Origin of the sequence: Clostridium sp. SM-530-WT-3G (assembly GCF_012843905.1) — a bacterium.
GTDB lineage: Bacteria > Bacillota > Clostridia > Clostridiales > Clostridiaceae > Clostridium.
Map to the genome: position 1 here is coordinate 13538 of NZ_JABAGC010000012.1, position 16918 is coordinate 30455.

Sequence of the window (16918 nt, forward strand, 5' to 3'; positions counted from 1 at the left end):
TTATTTAATTTAGTTATCCCTTATTGTACCATATATCCCCAATATTAAGATTATTTATTTCATATAAAGTAGTAAAGCATTATTTATTCTCTTTTAATTTCATTACTACTGCAAGTATTTCAGCTACTCCCTGGTATAGTTCATGAGGTATTTCCTGATCTACTTCTACCATATCATACATCATTCTCGCTAGTGGTTTGTTTTCCACTATAGGAACATCCTTATCTTTTGCTAAACTTTTTATTTTTAAAGCAAGGTAATCAGCACCTTTTGCCACTACTTTAGGAGCTTCCATATCTTTTCCTTCTTCATATTTCAATGCAATAGCTAAGTGAGTCGGATTTGTTATAACAACAGTAGCATCTGCAACTGACTGCATCATTCTCTGCCTACTCATTTCTCTTTGCTTTTGCTTTATTTTTCCTTTAATATTTGGATCCCCTTCTTGTTGTTTATATTCTTCTTTTACTTCTTGCTTTGTCATTTTTAATTCTTTATCGTGCATTCTTACTTGCATAAAATAATCTATAGCTGCTATTATTACAAGTACTAGACATATCTTTTTAAATATCCCTAATACTAGATCTTTAATTTCTACTCCTACAGTAGGCAAATATAGATTTGACATAGATGCTATATTTTCATAATTTGAATAGATATATTTGTATGCAATTATCGTAACAATGATTATTACTATAAGATTTTTACACAAGTCAATTAATTTCCTTTTAGATATCATGTTTTTAAAACCTGATAAAGGATTTAATTTACCAAAAGAAGGTTTTAAAGGTTCACCAGTTATTATAAATCCAGTCTGAAGTAAACTTGCTACAATTCCACCAATCATTATAGGTAATGCTATTGGTAATAATGCTATTGCAATTTTTAATACAACTGTTATCATTATACTAAATAATGATAATTTATCAAAATTATTTATCCTAGGAAGCTGTAAAAAATAAATTATAACTTCTCTAAAATTATTTATTATCATATCCCAAAAAATCGATAATGCAAGAGTGCATACAATCATTGTTACTGCAACACTAACTTCTTTACTTCTTGCAATTTGTCCTTTTTTTCTAGCGTCAGATTTCTTCTTTGGAGTAGCCTCCTCTGTTTTATCATCACTAGCAAAGATAAATACCATTGGTGCTAAAGGTATAAGTTTGACTAGCTTTTCCATTATACCCTGCAGATTATATATAGCCGTACCTATTAAATTAATCATTATAGGTAATATAATTAAATATGTTACAAAAGCTAAAACATTTTTTATTGGCATTCCTAAAATCATCACAGGAATTGTAGGTATTGTTCTTGAAATTAACCCTAGGCAAATATCTGTAATTACTATTATTATAACTACTGGAATAGCTATTTTTACTCCTAACATAAAATACTGTATTATAGTATTTATTACATCCATAGTTGTTTCTTGATATACTATTGTTCTACCTAAAGGAACAATTTCTATACTTTCAACTATTAATTTAATAACTAATCTTTGTCCACCTATTATAAAGAAAAAAACAATCCCTATAAAATATGATAAATTTCCAAGCAGAGTAGAAGACATATTTGTAGCTGGGTCAAAAACACTTACCATTGAAAAACCAGCATGTAAATCCATCCATCCCCCTGCAAATTTTGCTACTTGAAAAATCAAATTAGTTATATATCCCAAAATTAACCCTGTCATTACTTCACTTACTGCATAAAAAACAAGCATATAATTATTATCAATACTTAATAAATTATTATAGTCAACACTTGAAACTATACCGTAAGACACTATAAGTGAAAATGCACCTTTAAATATTCCTGGGGTTCCACTAGGGAAAAATATCTGTGTTGCAAATAAATATGATGTTATTCTTAAAAATATTAAGAATAAGGCAAGAAAGTAGGCTACGTCTACCACTTTATCCTACCTCCTTACGTTGTAATTCTTGAAATAATATCAAATATTCTATTTGTATATGATATAAGCATTTCAAGCATCCAATTTCCAAGTAATAATCCAACTACTGCAGCAGCAATCAATTTAGGAATGAATGTAAGAGTCTGTTCTTGAATCTGTGTTGCTGCTTGAATTATACTTATAACTAACCCTAATATAAGTACTACAATCAATATAGGAGCTCCTATCTTCATTGCTGTAATTATTGTATCTTTTACTACACTATTTAGCATTATCTGGCTCATCCTATATCACCTCATAAAACTTTTTATTAATGATTCAACTAATATATGCCATCCATTAACCATAACAAACAAAATAAGTTTAAACGGAAGTGATACTGTTGTTGGTGGTAACATCATCATTCCCATAGACATTAACACACTTGACACTACCATATCAATGACTAAAAATGGTAGATAAATTAAAAAACCTATTTTAAAAGCTGTATTTAATTCACTTATGGCGAATGCTGGTATTAACGAAGTAAATGGGACATCCTTAGCTTCTCCAAGAGTTGATTTATCTACATTATTTATTTCCACAAATAACTCTAAATCATTTTGATTAGTTTGTTTAGCCATAAACTCCTTTAAAGGCTTTGATATTTCATCTATAGCCTGTTCCTGCGTAATCTTATTCTCTAAATATGGTTTAATTCCATTTGTATTCATTTCAGAATACACAGGCTGCATTATAAATAATGTTAAAAATATAGCTAGTCCAGTTAATATTTGATTTGGTATTGCTTGAGTAACTCCAATTGCTGTTTTAAGAAAAGAAAATACTACTATAATTCTTGTAAAACTTGTTACCATTATTACTATCGAAGGTAATAGTGCTAAAATAGTGAAAAATATAAGTATCTTTATATTATTTACATAATCCTTTGGAGTATCCGTACCATTTCCAAAAGAAATATTTAGTTGTGGAATATCAGTTGTAGTCGGTGCAGCATATGCACTTATAGACCAGAACATCATAACTATGAAAGTTACTAAAAATGTAACTATTATTTTTCTTTTATTTTTCTTCATTGGTTTCTTCCTTTGATTTTATTTTTTTAAATACTTTCAAAGCGTTATCTTTTGAAAAAGAAATTAATTTATTATATCCGTCTAAAACTTCCTCATTATATAACCTTTTATTCTCTTCAATTTCTTTAATTTCTTCTTCAGATAATTCTGATAGCTTCTCTATATGCCCTGCTGTACTAGCTACTACATATCCCTTTTTTCCAGTTTTAATAACTAATATGGAATTTTCTTTTGTAATCTGAGTTCGTTCCAGCACTTTCACATATTTATTTTTATTTATACCATTAACTTTATTTCCTAATATTTTGTAGCTTAAAAACATTATTCCAAGAGTTATTGCCAAGGCAATAATTAATTGCATAATCATTTTAAAAAATTCAAAATTCATTTTTCTTCCTTATTGTACTATCATATTTTTAAATCTTATATCGTTAATTTTTCCTTTTAGAAGTTCTTTATTAATTGCAACTATTAATTCTTCTTTTATTTTTTCTTTATTATTAATATCATTTATGTACTCTGCTTTTTGCCCTTTAAAGTAAAATATAATTGCATCTCTAATAACTACAGAATTATTTGCAAGTTCATCTGGTAGTTTTTTATCGTCTTTATCATATCCTAAAGAAATTTCACCTTTAAAATATCTTTTTCCACCTTCATCAGCAAGATTTATGGTAAACTCTTCCAAATCAACATATGTTTGTTCTTTTATTACTGGCTGAGCAGATACATTCTTATTAGTCTTCATAAACAAATATACCCCTCCAAAACTTGCAGCACCTAACACTATAAGTCCTAAAATAAATAAGACTATCATCAATCCCTTACCGCTTTTTTCCGCTTTTTCTTCTTTATCTTTACTTTTAGCCATTACTATCACTCCTCATTATTCTCAATTAAAATATTTACCCTTCTATTTTGTGCTCTGTTTTCCTCAGTGCTATTATCTACCTTTGGCTTGTATTCTCCATATCCCGCTGCTCTGAACCTTTTAGGATCTTGATTCTTTACTTCTGTAAAATATCTTAATACATTTGTAGCTCTCATTGAAGATAAATCCCAATTATCTCTATATTTATCATTATGTATAGGAACATTATCTGTATGCCCTTCGATATCAATTGAATTTGGAATATTCGATATAATTGTATTAATTTTATCTAATATTTCATTACTATTTGCCTTTAAATCTGCCTGACCTGATTCAAATAATATATTATCCTTTAATTGTAATACCACACCTGTATCATTTTCTGCTAAATCTATTACATTATCCAAATTATTTTCTTCTATAAATTTTTTTATATTTTGATACATTGCCTCAGCTTCTGCACTTTCACCTTGGTCAATGCCATTATCAACTTTTGATTCTCCACCAATTATAGGTTGACTTCCTTGATACATGTCATATTGTAAAATGCTATCAGCTGCTTTTCCACTTAATACAGAAAACGCTTGTGAAATAGCTTGTACCTTTGCTTCATCAACACTAGACATGGAATATAATAAAACAAATAATGTCATAAGTAATGTTACCATATCAGAATATGTACCTAACCATTCACTCCCTGTTGGGCCACCGCCTTCTTCCTTCTTTTTCCTAGCCATATATTATGCAGCTCCTTCACTTCCATTAGGATTATTTTCATTAAATGTTCTTCTTTCTTCTGGTGATAAGTAACATATAAGCTTTTGCTCCACAACTCTAGGATTCAATCCTGCTTGAATAGCTAAAACCCCTTCAACAATCATTTCTTTTATTGCAACTTCTCCTTTACTTTTAGCAATTAAATTTTGTGAAATTGGTGATCCAAATAAATTTGCAATAAGTGATCCATAATATGTAGTTATAAGAGCTTTTCCCATACCTACAGCTATTGTTGTTGCATCCGATAAATTTGCAAGCATCTGTATTAACCCTATTAACGTCCCAAGCATACCCATACTTGGACCATATACTCCAATCATAGCAAACATATTAGCATTTTCAGCATGCCTTGTTTCCATTCCAGCTATATCTGATTCTAATATTTCTTTAATTGATTCAGGCTCAGTACCATCAACAACCATTTGAAGTCCTTTTTTAAGAAATTGATCTTCTAAATTATTTATTGTATCTTCTAATGATAATAACCCTTCTTTTCTTGCCTTAGTAGACAAATCTGAAAATTGAGTAACAATTGACAATTTAGAACTAGTATCTTCTTTTATAGCTTGGCCTAATAATTTACCAAAATTCTTCAATACGTGTGGTGGAGTTATTATCATTGTAACTGCTGTAACTCCACCTAAAGTAATGGCTACAGATGGTATATCTAAAAATAATCCTAAGGTTGGTATTCCCATTCCATAGAACATCATTCCGATTCCCAGGGCAAATCCCACAATAGTCAATACCTGTGTTTTTTTCATTATTAATTCCTCCTACATAATATCTCTATACATCTTTCTTTTGAAATTTATTATTTTCTTCTTAATTTCTTCAATACTTTCAAGCACTAGATATTTCTTACCATTGCTCAAAGTAATCACAGTCTCAGGTACAGATTCTATTTTTTCTATATGATCATCATTAAGGGTAAATTTCATATTATTCATAGCTGTTAAATCTATCATGCTCCCCCTCCATTCTTAATATTAATAATGAACCTTCTATCCCCTATTATACCTTGTACATTAATATGTAATATATTAAATATAACAGCCACATTAACTTTAATTATAAATATTAAATACTGCAGCTGTTATTAGATAATTCATATTAAATATATATCATTAAAATATTATAATTTCTTATTAATCAATCACAAACTCATCATAAAATATTATCTAATTAACCCAGTTATTGTCTGTAGTATTTCATCAGCATTACTTATCATCTTCGATGATGCCTGGAATGCTCTTGTAGCCGTAATCATATCTGTAAATTGCTCTGTAATATCTACATTAGATGCTTCTAAACATCCTTGTATAAAATCTCCATAAGCATTACTGTTATCCTTATTCTCATCAGTACCTACAGCTGATCTTATGGTTTCACTTCCTGAGTTTGTAGAAACCTGAAGTAAATTACCTCCAACTGATGTTAATCCTTCTGGATTTTTAAATGTTGCAGTTGCAATTTGACCTAATGCAGATCTACTCCCATCTGCTAATATTGCTGTTATTACTCCATCTTTCCCAATTGTAAATGATGCTACTTTTTTTTCTTCAGTTGTTCCATCTGCATTCTTTACAATAACACTATCAGGTATTTGTAATGGATATAACTTCTCTCTACTAGCCTTTAAATCTCCATCTGCATCTACATATTGAACCTTTCCATCATCATCTATAGACGGACCTGTTGGATCTCCTGCAGCATTTCCTCCAGCTGTAGCTTTAGGGGTAGATGATAATAAATATCCCATTACTCTATATCCATCAGCCGTTAATAAATTTCCATCTTTATCTAATACTAAATTACCATCTCTTGTATAATTTATTGACATGCCACCACTATCTGCAATACCATTAGTATCATTAAGCTCAACACCCTTTGCATCTGTGTAATCAACTAATCCTGAACCTACAATTAAATATCCCTCTCCATCAATACATACATCAAGTGATCTACCTGTTGATAACGCATTACCTTGAGACATTACTTTATTTATACTTGAAAGTTGAGCTCCAAGCCCTACTTGTTTAGCATTAGTACCGCCTTTAGTTGATGTTGGCGATGTTGCTGCACTTGAACTTTGATAAATCATATCTGAAAACCTTGCATTTGAAGATTTAAATGCAGTAGTACTCACATTGGCTATATTATTACCTATTACATCTAATTTAGTTTGATTAACTTTCATTCCACTTATTCCTGAATACATTGACCTTAACATTTTCTCATATCCCCTATCTTATTATTTTTATTTTGCAAAATACAATTAATATATTGTTTCTAAACTATATACTCAAACCAGCCAAAAATTTATTCTCATCATTAATTAACTCATCTATATTATCCGAATTTGAACTATTATTGTTTAATTTAGTAGTATTTCTTGTTACTAATGCTTCTGTTGTATTATTTTTTATTGCCTCATTTACAACATCATCTGATAAATCTTTACCTGCAACAGCTATAGTACTATAATCTACAGTTTTAGTAGTTCCATCTTCTAATTTAATGGTTACTTTTACCACACTATTTTGTTTATCTAAATAAGCTTTTTCAATAATACATTTATGTGCTGTTTTAGTAGTAGTTGTAACAGTTGTATTCTGTCCATTAATAACTTCATTATGATTTTTAGTTGTTACTTCAACATAAACAGCTGTAGCATTATCTTTAGCAAGTGTAGATGCCGCTGAGAAATTTGAATTTAATGCAGTTTCATAATTAGCTGACCCATATCCCGAATCTGATGTACCAATTATCTTATTCATAGAATAATTACTATAAGTTCCTGTTTTAGGGTCTAATATTGTTGCAGTAGTCACTGTACCATTTTTTATTATTTGTGATATTATCCCATATTTATTATATCCATCCGCATCAGTCTCACTTAAAATTGCAACCTTACCAACCATCTGTTCATAAGCAAAATCCTGCATTGTAGTATTAAGATTATTCATCTGTTCAATACTTGAAAATTGGGCCATTTGAGATACATATGCAGTAGAATCTTGATTTTGAGTTGGATCCATATTCTTAAGCTGAGCTACTAACAAATTTAAAAAAGCATTCTTACCCAATCCATTATTTTGTTCTACAATTGCCGTTCCTCTATCAGTAGTTCCAATTTTCCCTGATTCATAAGAACTCCTTGCAGCAGCCTTCGCATCAGCTGCTTTTGTATAATTATTAGTTAATGTAGTTTGTACTGCCACATTTTTCACCTCCTAAACTAAGAAATCCAAATTATTATCTAGAATTGATAAATTTTCTTCCTGCATTTCATCATCTTCATCCATGCTAACATTAGCATGTCCACTATTATTTGATTTACGTTCATTATTATTTTGTTCTTGAGACAATTGCCCTCCAAAGGTTTGTTCTTTAAAGAAAGTAGAATCTTCATTATAAATATCAATATTTACTTCAGAAACTTTAATATTTTGATCTACAAGTTCCTTTTTTATCTCTGATAAATTTTGTGATAATAGTTCTGCAGTTTCCTTTGAATTTGCTTTTAAATTGACCTTCATAAATCCATCTTCTTGTACTAACCTAATAGTTATTTCACCAAGATTTCCTGGATTTACTTTCACCGTAAGTTCCTTAATATTGTTTACGTTCATATATTTAACATCCTTGATCAGATCACTAGTAAATGTAGATTTATTAATAGTAAGTCCCTTTGCTTCAGTATTCTGAGTTTGTATACTTTGAGTTCTTGAAGCAAATAAATTAATTTTATTATCTATAGAATCATTTTTATCTTCAATTAATGAATTTAGAAATTTATTTTCCTTAGAATTATTGTTTCCTAACATTCCTGAGTTACTATTCTCATTAGATGTATCTTGTTTAAATAATTCTTGAGAAGGTGCTACATTTTTTCCCTGCTCTTCTGAGTTCTGAAGTACTTCATCAAGTTTTGAAATAATATTATTAATACCTTTATTCATATTGTTGTCATTATTTGAGTCTCCACTTAATTGCTGAAGGAAACTTTTTAATTGTTTTAATATATCAGAATCAAAAAAATTATTTGAATCTACTTTAAGCAATTGATTTAACAAATTATTTTTATCATTATTATTGGTAAGTTTCTCAATTAGTGTTTCTAATATTTTATTATTTTCCTTCACTTTTTCCATTTGTGATAATTCATTTGATTTAATTAAAATATTTAATCCATTAAGTAGTTCATCTAAAATATCATTTACTTTTTTATCCTCAGAATTTTCTTTTTCATCCGTTTCCTTAATATCTTCTTTAGAATCATTTATTTTATCTTTAACTTTATCACTTTCAAAATTTTTACTTGAATTAGCTATAGATCTTTTATCACTTACTTTTGAGTCTTTTTTAAAATTCAATACTTCATCAAATCTCTTTTTATTAATATTATTTAGTTTTTGCTTACTATTATCTGAAATTATATTGTTATAATCACTAAGAGTATTAGATATTGTTTGGGAATTTTGATTTTTAGAATCGTTTGATAATTGTATCAAACTGCTATTATTTACATAACTATTAAAGAATTGTGTATTGTTAACCATATATTTGCACCTCCATTAAAATTAAGATTTATACATTTTTCAATATATTTAACTGTTTTCATTTCTTATATACGAATATAAAGCAAGTTCATCCAATGTTATCTGCTCTATTCGTTCTTTTTCTCTTATAAATGCGTTATATTTTTTTTCTCTTAAAGCTTCAACAGTTTTTCTCTCAATTTGTTTAGTAATTAATTCTCTTCTTCTTTTATCAACTTCAAGATTTTTGATTTTTAATTCATCTGTAGCTGATTTAATCCCCTTTTGTAACCCAGATACGTAGTATCTCTTTAATTTTTGATATATTACATCTTCATTTCCACTTATACCTTTATATTTGTTATAATTATCTTTTAAATTTTGTAATTTATCTTCTACTATTCTTTTTTCTCTCTGACATTCAGTAAACAAACGCTTACTTTCTTCTTCTTTTTCTTTTCTTATATCTAAAAGCTTATCTAAACTAAATTTAAATTCTTCACCCATTTATTCACCTCATTTAAATTATTTAAACATTGAAATCAATTCTTGCTGAGTTGTTTCAAAAGATGCTTTTTCTTCTATTCCTTGACATAAGAAATTGTTTAATCTTTCATTATAAGCAACTGCCATATCTATTTTTTTGCTACTTCCTTTTACATATGCTCCTATATTGATTAAATCTTCTGAGTCCTTATATGTGGCTAATAAATCTCTTGCCAGAGATGCCGATGTTTTATGTTCCTTAGTAGCTATTTGACTCATAAGTCTACTTACACTATTTAAAACATCAATAGCTGGATAATGATTCTTATGTGCCAAACTTCTTGATAAAACTATGTGACCATCTAGAATACCTCTAACAGTATCAGCTATAGGTTCATTAAAATCGTCCCCATCAACAAGTACAGTATAAAAAGCTGTAATAGAACCATCCTCAGATGTACCAGCTCTTTCCATAAGTTTAGGAAGCTTTGCAAATACTGATGGAGTATATCCTTTAGTAGCAGGAGGTTCCCCTATTGCAAGTCCAATTTCTCTTTGTGCCATAGCAAATCTTGTTACTGAGTCCATCATAAGAATTACTTTCTTTCCTTGATCTCTAAAATACTCTGCAATAGCAGTAGCAGTAAGTGCACCTTTAAGTCTAATTAATGCTGGCTTATCGGAAGTCGCACATACTACAACAGATCTTTTCATGCCTTCAGGTCCTAAATCTTTTTCAATAAATTCACGTACTTCTCTTCCTCTTTCTCCAATTAAACAAATAACATTAACATCAGCCATTGCTTCTCTTGCTATCATTCCAAGAGTAGTACTCTTACCAACTCCACTACCTGCAAATATACCTATTCTCTGTCCATCACCAACCGTCATAAAGCCATCAATAGCTCTAACTCCTGTAGGCATTATTTCTTTAATTCTTTTTCTCTTCATAGGGTCTGGAGCTTCATTTTCTAGTGGATATTCCTCTCCATCAAAATCAAGCAAATCACTATCTAAGGGATTTCCAAGACCATCAATGATATGACCTAAAAGCTTATCTGAGCACTTTACAGTAAGAGGCTTATGTTGAGGTACAACCTTACACCCAGGTGATATACCTATAAGTTCACCTAAAGGCATTAATATTACAAATTCATCTCTAAATCCAACAACTTCACAATTTATAGGTTGGTTTCTTTCATTGTATATAATACATAATTCACCTACAAATGCCTTTATCCCTTGAACTTCTACAGTAAGCCCAATAACTTTTTTAACAATACCTTCACTATATATTGGTGATGTACTATTAATTTTTTTTAATATTCTCTCAAAATTCACATTTAACTCAATCATTGACCATCCTCCATATTACCCAAAAATAGCTTTCTTTATCTGCTCCATTCCTATATCTACCCCAACTTTTACTACACCACTTGATTTTTCTAATACTGCATTTCCTGGTTCCAAAGAATCATCTGTAGCAATAAAAATATCATTTTTTATACCATACGATATTTTCCATCTTTCACTATTCTCTTTTATTTTGTCTACATGAACTGAATTAGCCCTTATTATAATACTTTCTTCACCCTTTGATATTTGAAATGCTTCATCTATTAGTGAATTTAATGAATCATCATTTGATAAAGTTTTTCTAGTTATACTTTCAGCAATATTAAGTGCCAAATTAACTATTTCATTTCTCTTACTTTCAAGATATTCTGAATAATCCTTTTGAGCTGAATTTAATAGCTTTTCTGCTTTTTCTATAATAGTTGAAGCTTCTTGTTTAGCATTCTCTATATTTTCATCATAAGCTTTTTTATAGCCATCATCATAACCATTTTTAATTCCTTGCTCATATCCTTTTTCATAAGCATTTTTTTCGGCTACCGAAGCCTCCATCTGTGTTCTTAACAAAATTGCTTTCTTTTCATTTTCAGCATCTTGTATTATTCGCTGTCCAATTTCTTCATATCTCTTTAGCAATTCTTCAGGATCAACCTTTGGAACTTGTGGTACTTCTTCCACAAGTTCCTCTTCAATAATATCTTCTTGATTTACATTTATATTTTTTTTTAAATAATGTGTAGTAATTATTTTTTTTTCTCCAGTTGTAGCAAAATTATTTTTTATAAGACTATACGATGAGCGCATCTTCTCCACCTCTTGAAATTATAATTTCATTTGCATCATCTAATCTTCTAATAATAGAAACAATTTTTTGTTGTGCTTTTTCAACATCTGTTATTCTAACAGGCCCTAAGAATTCCATATCTTCTTTTAGTGAAGCTGCAGCTCTCTTAGATTGATTTCTATAAATAGCATTGGCAACTTCTTCCGAACATCCTTTAAGTGCAAGTGCAAGATCACTAGCTTCAACTTCTCTAAGAATTCTTTGAATAGACACATCATCAAGAGAAATAATGTCTTCAAATACAAACATAGAACTTTTAACTCTATCTGCAAGTTCAGCATTTTCTCTTTCTAGTCCTTCAGTAATATTCTTTTCAGTTGTTCTATCAACAGAGTTTAATATACCAACTAATGTTTCTACTCCTCCAAGTGTAGTCATTTCAGTTCTTACAACTGATGATAACTTACTCTCAAGAACTGCTTCAATTTCTTTTATGACCATAGGTGACGTTGTATTCATAGTTGCTATTCTATATGCAACCTCACTTTGAGTTTCTTCTGGAAGCTCAGCCATAACCTGGGCTGCTTTATCAGGTTGTAAATAACATAAGATTAATGCAATAGTCTGTGGTTGTTCTGACATTATTACATTTAAAAGCTGCTTAGGATCAGCCTTTCTTGCAATAGAGAAAGGTCTGTACTGTGCAGTAGCTTCTGAAACTTTATCTAAAATTTCATTTGCTCTTTGAGATCCTAATGCCTTTGATAGAAGCTCTTTAGCATAATCCATACCACCTTCGACTATGTAATCTCTAGCTTTATTTATTTGTAAAAATTCATTCAATATTTCTTCTCTCTGTTCTGATGTTACAGATGTAATATTTGCAATTTCATAAGTAATCTTTTGTATATCAGCTTCAGGAAGCTTTTTAAGTATCCCTGATGACGCTTCTGGTCCAAGAGTAATAAATAATATTGCAGCTTTCTGTACGCCTGATAGTTTACGTGAATCTTTCGCCATATCTATCACCTCTCATTTTCATTAAGCCAAGCTTTAATAATTTCTACAACTTGTTCTGGTTTTTCTGTAGCATATTTCTTAATTTCATTTTCTAAATGAGTATTTTCAGTCTCTTTATCAAACTCGATAGGATCGAAGGCTTCTGGTTCTTTAGGTATGATAGTATCGTCTATTAATGTATCAAATAACTGTTCATCCTCTTCTTCCTTCTTCTTTCTTCTCTTAATAATTATAAATACTAGTAATCCTATTACTACTGCTCCTACAATACCACCAATAATAATCATCATATTTCTCTTATTAGCAGCTTCTTCTGCTTCCATAGCTTGGACATCAGCTTGTGCTTTATCTGCTGCTGTTGTATCAAACGGCATACCTACAACTGAAAGTTGATCTCCATTTACAGGATTCAACCCAATAGCATTTGATATTGATTTAGTTAATTGAGTAACTTCATCATCTGTAAGAGTTCTATCTACTACAACTGAAGCTGTTACTCTCAATACTTTTCCCTGTGCAGTTATAGTTTTTACTTCACTCTTTCCTGAATCATAATTAGTTTTTTGCTCTTCTCTCGTAGATGTGCTATTATCTTTATTATTTTCATTAATTTGATTACTCATATTATTATCTACAGGACTTTCTGTCACAGTATCACCTGTGCTACTACTATTAGATTCTTTTAGTATATCCTGACTTACTATAACCTTATTAGGATCTATAGTAGTTTCAGATTTTTGAGTAGAATCAAAATCTAGCTTAGCATTAACTTGTGCTTTAACTTTATTTTTCCCTACAATAGGTTCTAATAAATCAATTATTGCTTTTTGAAGCTTTTGTTCATAATCCTTCTCAGCTTTCTGCTGTTTTGAAATATTATCAGAATTTATTTCTTCTGTATCATCTGAATTTAAATCCTTAGTAAGCCATGTACCATTTTGATCTACAACAGTAACATTTTCTCTTGGAATGTTTTGAGCACTTGCAGATACAATTGCTACAATTGATTTAACCTGTTCTTCAGAAACGCTTTGTCCTTGCTTAATTTTTAAAGTGACTGAAGCGGTACCCTTTTCATTATTATTTTTAGCAAAAATAGAACTTTCAGGTTCTGTTATGGTTACTTTTACATTTTCAATTGGTTCTAAAGATTTAATAGTTTTTGCTATTTCTCCTTCAATCATTCTCTTTTTGTTAAGCTTAAATTGATCATCTGTCATTCCAAAAGAACTTTGACTATCCATCAATTCATATCCAGTACTACCAGAAGTCAATGTAGGTGCAAGATTTAGTCTTAATTTATCAACTTGTTCCTCCGGTACATAAATAGTATTGGTAGAACTATCAATTTTAGCATCTACTTTATCGGATGTTAATTGGTCAAGAACTGCTTTAGCATCTGTTGCATCCAAGTTAGAAAACAGAACTTCATATTTAGTTTTTGATGAATAAACTATAGCACTTACAATAGCTACTATAATAGCTATTAGTGATGCTATAATTGCAATCTTTATCTTTTTATTCTGTGACTTAAACTTTTCAAATAGTTCCTTGACCCTTTCTAAAAGTTTATTCATGTTCTAGCTCTCCCCACCTTACTACAACTGCATCTTTGACAATGTATCATATCCTTCAAGTAACTTATCTCTAGTTTGAGTTAAAAATTGAAGACATAAACTTGCTTCTTGGTTTTTTATCATAACCTCATCAATGTTTATATCATCGCCTCTTATAAATGCATTTGTAGCGGCGTCTGATTCCACTAGTTTATTATTCGTATCATCTATTGCCTTTTTTAAAACATCTCCAAAACTTATATTGGAGGAATTTTTCACACTCCCATTACTATCTAATTGAAATTTATTATTAAATAAAATTTCTCGATTAGTAAAATTATTATTAACTCTCATATCTCAATTCTCCTTCTTCCCAATTCCCTTACTTTCCTATTTCTAATGCTTTAGAAAACATACTCTTAAGTGCATTAAATGTATCAACATTAGCTTCATATGATCTTGACGCTACCATCATATCTGCCATTTCATTTAAAACATTAACATTAGGCATTGTAACATATCCATCCTCATCAGCATCTGGATGATTAGGATTATATTCTTTTCTTAATGGTGATTTATCGTTTTCTATTCCAACAGCTTTTACCCCAGCCATCTGTTTTTTAGAATCAAGTGCTTCTTGAAAAACTGCAATCTTTCGTACATACGGACTCTTTTCCCCTTGAGCATTTCTAGTTGTACTTGCATTTGCCATATTAGAAGATATGGTATCCATTCTAAGTCTTTCTGCTGCTAATCCCGTAGCACTAATCCTCATAGATGAAAATGCATTCATAATTTTTAATACCCTCCTATTTTATAACTGTCTTCAAATTATTAAACTTATTATTAATACTAGTAATCAATGCATTGTATTTAAGTGTATTCGCTGCCTGATTTACCTTTTCTGTTTCTAAGTCTACGTTATTTCCATCAGTCCTCATGCTTGTACTCTTATCTTGAACAACATTAATATTTTGACCATATTCATTATCGTCTGATATATGACCTTCTCTAGTTTTCTTCAAACTAAATTTTGATTCATTATCACCTTTAAGATTTTCTTCGAATACAACACTAAACTTTTTATAGTTTTTAGTATTTATATTAGCCATATTATTAGCAATTGTTTTAGCCCTTAAATTTGATGCTTTTAAACCCAACTTAATCAAATCATAAGTATTGTCATTAATTGCTGATTGTCCTCTCATGAACTCACTTCCTCAATATACTATTTTCAATATTTTTCCCCCGTTATTTACAATCATCTACATTTTATTATAAATTAATTGCAGAGTTTTCGCCATATTTTTTTTGTTTTTTTGTCATTTTAATAGCTTTTTATACATTTTTTCTTCTATTTAGTTTTATTTGTTCCACATTTCTCTATTACAAATTTCTACATCCGTTAATTTATGCTAGGAATTCAATACAAAATGTATTGATATAAAAAAGTTTCTAAAACCTTATAAATCATATTAACAATATTTTTTACCCCAACTATATTTACACTAGCTATTGGTTTAGTAGTTTGAACAATGCCTCTAGTTTAGTTTAGAAATTAATACTGTTAAGCTACAAATAAAATCACTTGTAGAATAGACTTTTGCCTTATCTATTCTACAAGTGATTTCACAAATTACTTAATTTTTATATTTTAAATCTATAGTATCAATTTTTATTATTTTATATTAGCTAAAACCTGTAATGCATCCTGTGGTAACTGATTACTTTGCGCCATTAATGCAGCTGCAGATTGAATTATTATTTGACTTTTTGATAAATTCACCATTTCCTCTGCAACATTAGCATCTGCAATTTTACTCTGTGATTTTTTAAGAGTTAGATTAATTTCGTTCATATTTTCCTGTGTAGTTTCTAAAGTAGATTGTAATGCCCCATATTTACTTCTAGCATTTGATACAATTCCAATTGCAGTTTCTATATCATTTAGGGAATTAGATGCATCTTTTATAGTTCCAACATTTAAATCCTTAATTCCCAATCCGATAATTGTAAGATTGCTTTTTTCAATTTTAATCCCTTCTCCCGAAAAAGAACCTGTCATAGTGTTTATACAACCAGTTCCATTCAATAATTTAACACCATTAAAGTGAGTATTATTAGAAATATAATTTATATTATCATTGATTTGATTAATTTCATCTTGAATACTTTTTCTGTCGTCTTCTGATAAAGTTCCATTGCATGCTTGCACAGATAATTCTTTAGACCTAATTAAATTATTATTTATCTCCTGCATAGCTGTATCAACAGTTTGTAACATAGATACGGTATTTTGAATATTTCTCTGAGCTGCCGAATTACTTATAGTCTGTATTTTAAGACTTTCACTTTGTGCTATTTTTCCTGGATTATTTTTTGCCATTTCAAGCTTAAGCCCACTACTTATATTATTTAAATTTCCACTTGCAGAAGTAACATTTTTCTTATAGTTTTTATAAATATTCAAAGAAAACATATTTTTATTTAATCTCATTTTATTTACCTCCCATCATTGTATATT

General features: G+C 29.5%; 20 protein-coding genes. All 20 read right to left on the reverse strand.

The features are described from left to right. Positions 1-79 precede the first annotated feature (79 nt). A complete protein-coding gene (locus tag HF850_RS06525; RefSeq protein WP_169104662.1) occupies positions 80-1924 on the reverse strand; it encodes a fused FliR family export protein/FlhB family type III secretion system protein in 1845 nt (614 codons plus the stop codon). Positions 1925-1938: 14 nt separating this feature from the next. Then, entirely contained in the window at positions 1939-2208 is a 270-nt protein-coding gene (locus tag HF850_RS06530; protein ID WP_169104663.1) for a flagellar biosynthetic protein FliQ, read from the reverse strand. Positions 2209-2214: 6 nt separating this feature from the next. Continuing rightward, a complete protein-coding gene (gene fliP / locus HF850_RS06535; protein ID WP_169104664.1) occupies positions 2215-3000 on the reverse strand; it encodes a flagellar type III secretion system pore protein FliP in 786 nt (261 codons plus the stop codon). Continuing rightward, entirely contained in the window at positions 2987-3388 is a 402-nt protein-coding gene (locus HF850_RS06540; protein ID WP_169104665.1) for a flagellar biosynthetic protein FliO, read from the reverse strand. Before HF850_RS06540 ends, fliP begins: the two co-directional genes overlap by 14 nt. Before the next feature lie 9 nt (positions 3389-3397). Further along, positions 3398-3871 carry a flagellar basal body-associated FliL family protein gene (locus tag HF850_RS06545; RefSeq protein WP_169104666.1) on the reverse strand — a complete coding sequence of 158 codons (474 nt, stop codon included), beginning with the start codon at positions 3869-3871 and terminating at the stop codon, positions 3398-3400. Positions 3872-3876: 5 nt separating this feature from the next. Next, the gene (locus tag HF850_RS06550) at positions 3877-4608 is read right to left on the reverse strand and encodes a flagellar motor protein MotB (RefSeq protein ID WP_169104667.1); all 732 of its coding nucleotides are present in this window, start codon (positions 4606-4608) and stop codon (positions 3877-3879) included. A gap of 3 nt (positions 4609-4611) precedes the next feature. Continuing rightward, positions 4612-5412, reverse strand: a complete 801-nt coding sequence (locus tag HF850_RS06555) for a MotA/TolQ/ExbB proton channel family protein (RefSeq protein ID WP_169104668.1) — start codon at positions 5410-5412, stop codon at positions 4612-4614. 12 nt (positions 5413-5424) lie between these two features. Then, positions 5425-5616, reverse strand: a complete 192-nt coding sequence (locus HF850_RS06560) for a flagellar FlbD family protein (protein ID WP_169104669.1) — start codon at positions 5614-5616, stop codon at positions 5425-5427. Positions 5617-5825: 209 nt separating this feature from the next. Continuing rightward, entirely contained in the window at positions 5826-6881 is a 1056-nt protein-coding gene (locus HF850_RS06565) for a flagellar hook-basal body complex protein (protein WP_169104670.1), read from the reverse strand. A gap of 64 nt (positions 6882-6945) precedes the next feature. Further along, the gene (locus tag HF850_RS06570) at positions 6946-7872 is read right to left on the reverse strand and encodes a flagellar hook capping FlgD N-terminal domain-containing protein (RefSeq protein WP_169104671.1); all 927 of its coding nucleotides are present in this window, start codon (positions 7870-7872) and stop codon (positions 6946-6948) included. Positions 7873-7884: 12 nt separating this feature from the next. Further along, entirely contained in the window at positions 7885-9213 is a 1329-nt protein-coding gene (locus HF850_RS06575; protein ID WP_169104672.1) for a flagellar hook-length control protein FliK, read from the reverse strand. Between the two features lie 48 nt (positions 9214-9261). After that, the gene (gene fliJ / locus HF850_RS06580) at positions 9262-9699 is read right to left on the reverse strand and encodes a flagellar export protein FliJ (RefSeq protein WP_169104673.1); all 438 of its coding nucleotides are present in this window, start codon (positions 9697-9699) and stop codon (positions 9262-9264) included. An 18-nt stretch (positions 9700-9717) separates the two neighbouring features. Further along, positions 9718-11034 carry a flagellar protein export ATPase FliI gene (gene fliI / locus HF850_RS06585; RefSeq protein WP_169104674.1) on the reverse strand — a complete coding sequence of 439 codons (1317 nt, stop codon included), beginning with the start codon at positions 11032-11034 and terminating at the stop codon, positions 9718-9720. A 15-nt stretch (positions 11035-11049) separates the two neighbouring features. Further along, positions 11050-11838, reverse strand: a complete 789-nt coding sequence (locus tag HF850_RS06590) for a FliH/SctL family protein (RefSeq protein WP_169104675.1) — start codon at positions 11836-11838, stop codon at positions 11050-11052. Next, complete coding sequence (fliG, locus tag HF850_RS06595; protein ID WP_169104676.1) at positions 11822-12838, reverse strand: flagellar motor switch protein FliG; 1017 nt, start codon at positions 12836-12838, stop codon at positions 11822-11824. The genes HF850_RS06590 and fliG overlap by 17 nt, the downstream gene beginning before the upstream one ends. Before the next feature lie 5 nt (positions 12839-12843). Further along, a complete protein-coding gene (gene fliF, locus HF850_RS06600; RefSeq protein WP_169104677.1) occupies positions 12844-14415 on the reverse strand; it encodes a flagellar basal-body MS-ring/collar protein FliF in 1572 nt (523 codons plus the stop codon). Positions 14416-14436: 21 nt separating this feature from the next. After that, complete coding sequence (fliE, locus tag HF850_RS06605) at positions 14437-14748, reverse strand: flagellar hook-basal body complex protein FliE (RefSeq protein ID WP_169104678.1); 312 nt, start codon at positions 14746-14748, stop codon at positions 14437-14439. A 28-nt stretch (positions 14749-14776) separates the two neighbouring features. Then, on the reverse strand, positions 14777-15187 hold the full coding sequence (flgC, locus tag HF850_RS06610) for a flagellar basal body rod protein FlgC (protein ID WP_169104679.1): 411 nt from the start codon (positions 15185-15187) through the stop codon (positions 14777-14779). Between the two features lie 16 nt (positions 15188-15203). Further along, complete coding sequence (gene flgB, locus HF850_RS06615) at positions 15204-15602, reverse strand: flagellar basal body rod protein FlgB (protein ID WP_169104680.1); 399 nt, start codon at positions 15600-15602, stop codon at positions 15204-15206. A 470-nt stretch (positions 15603-16072) separates the two neighbouring features. Continuing rightward, positions 16073-16891, reverse strand: a complete 819-nt coding sequence (locus tag HF850_RS06620) for a flagellin (protein WP_169104681.1) — start codon at positions 16889-16891, stop codon at positions 16073-16075. Positions 16892-16918: the final 27 nt, after the last annotated feature.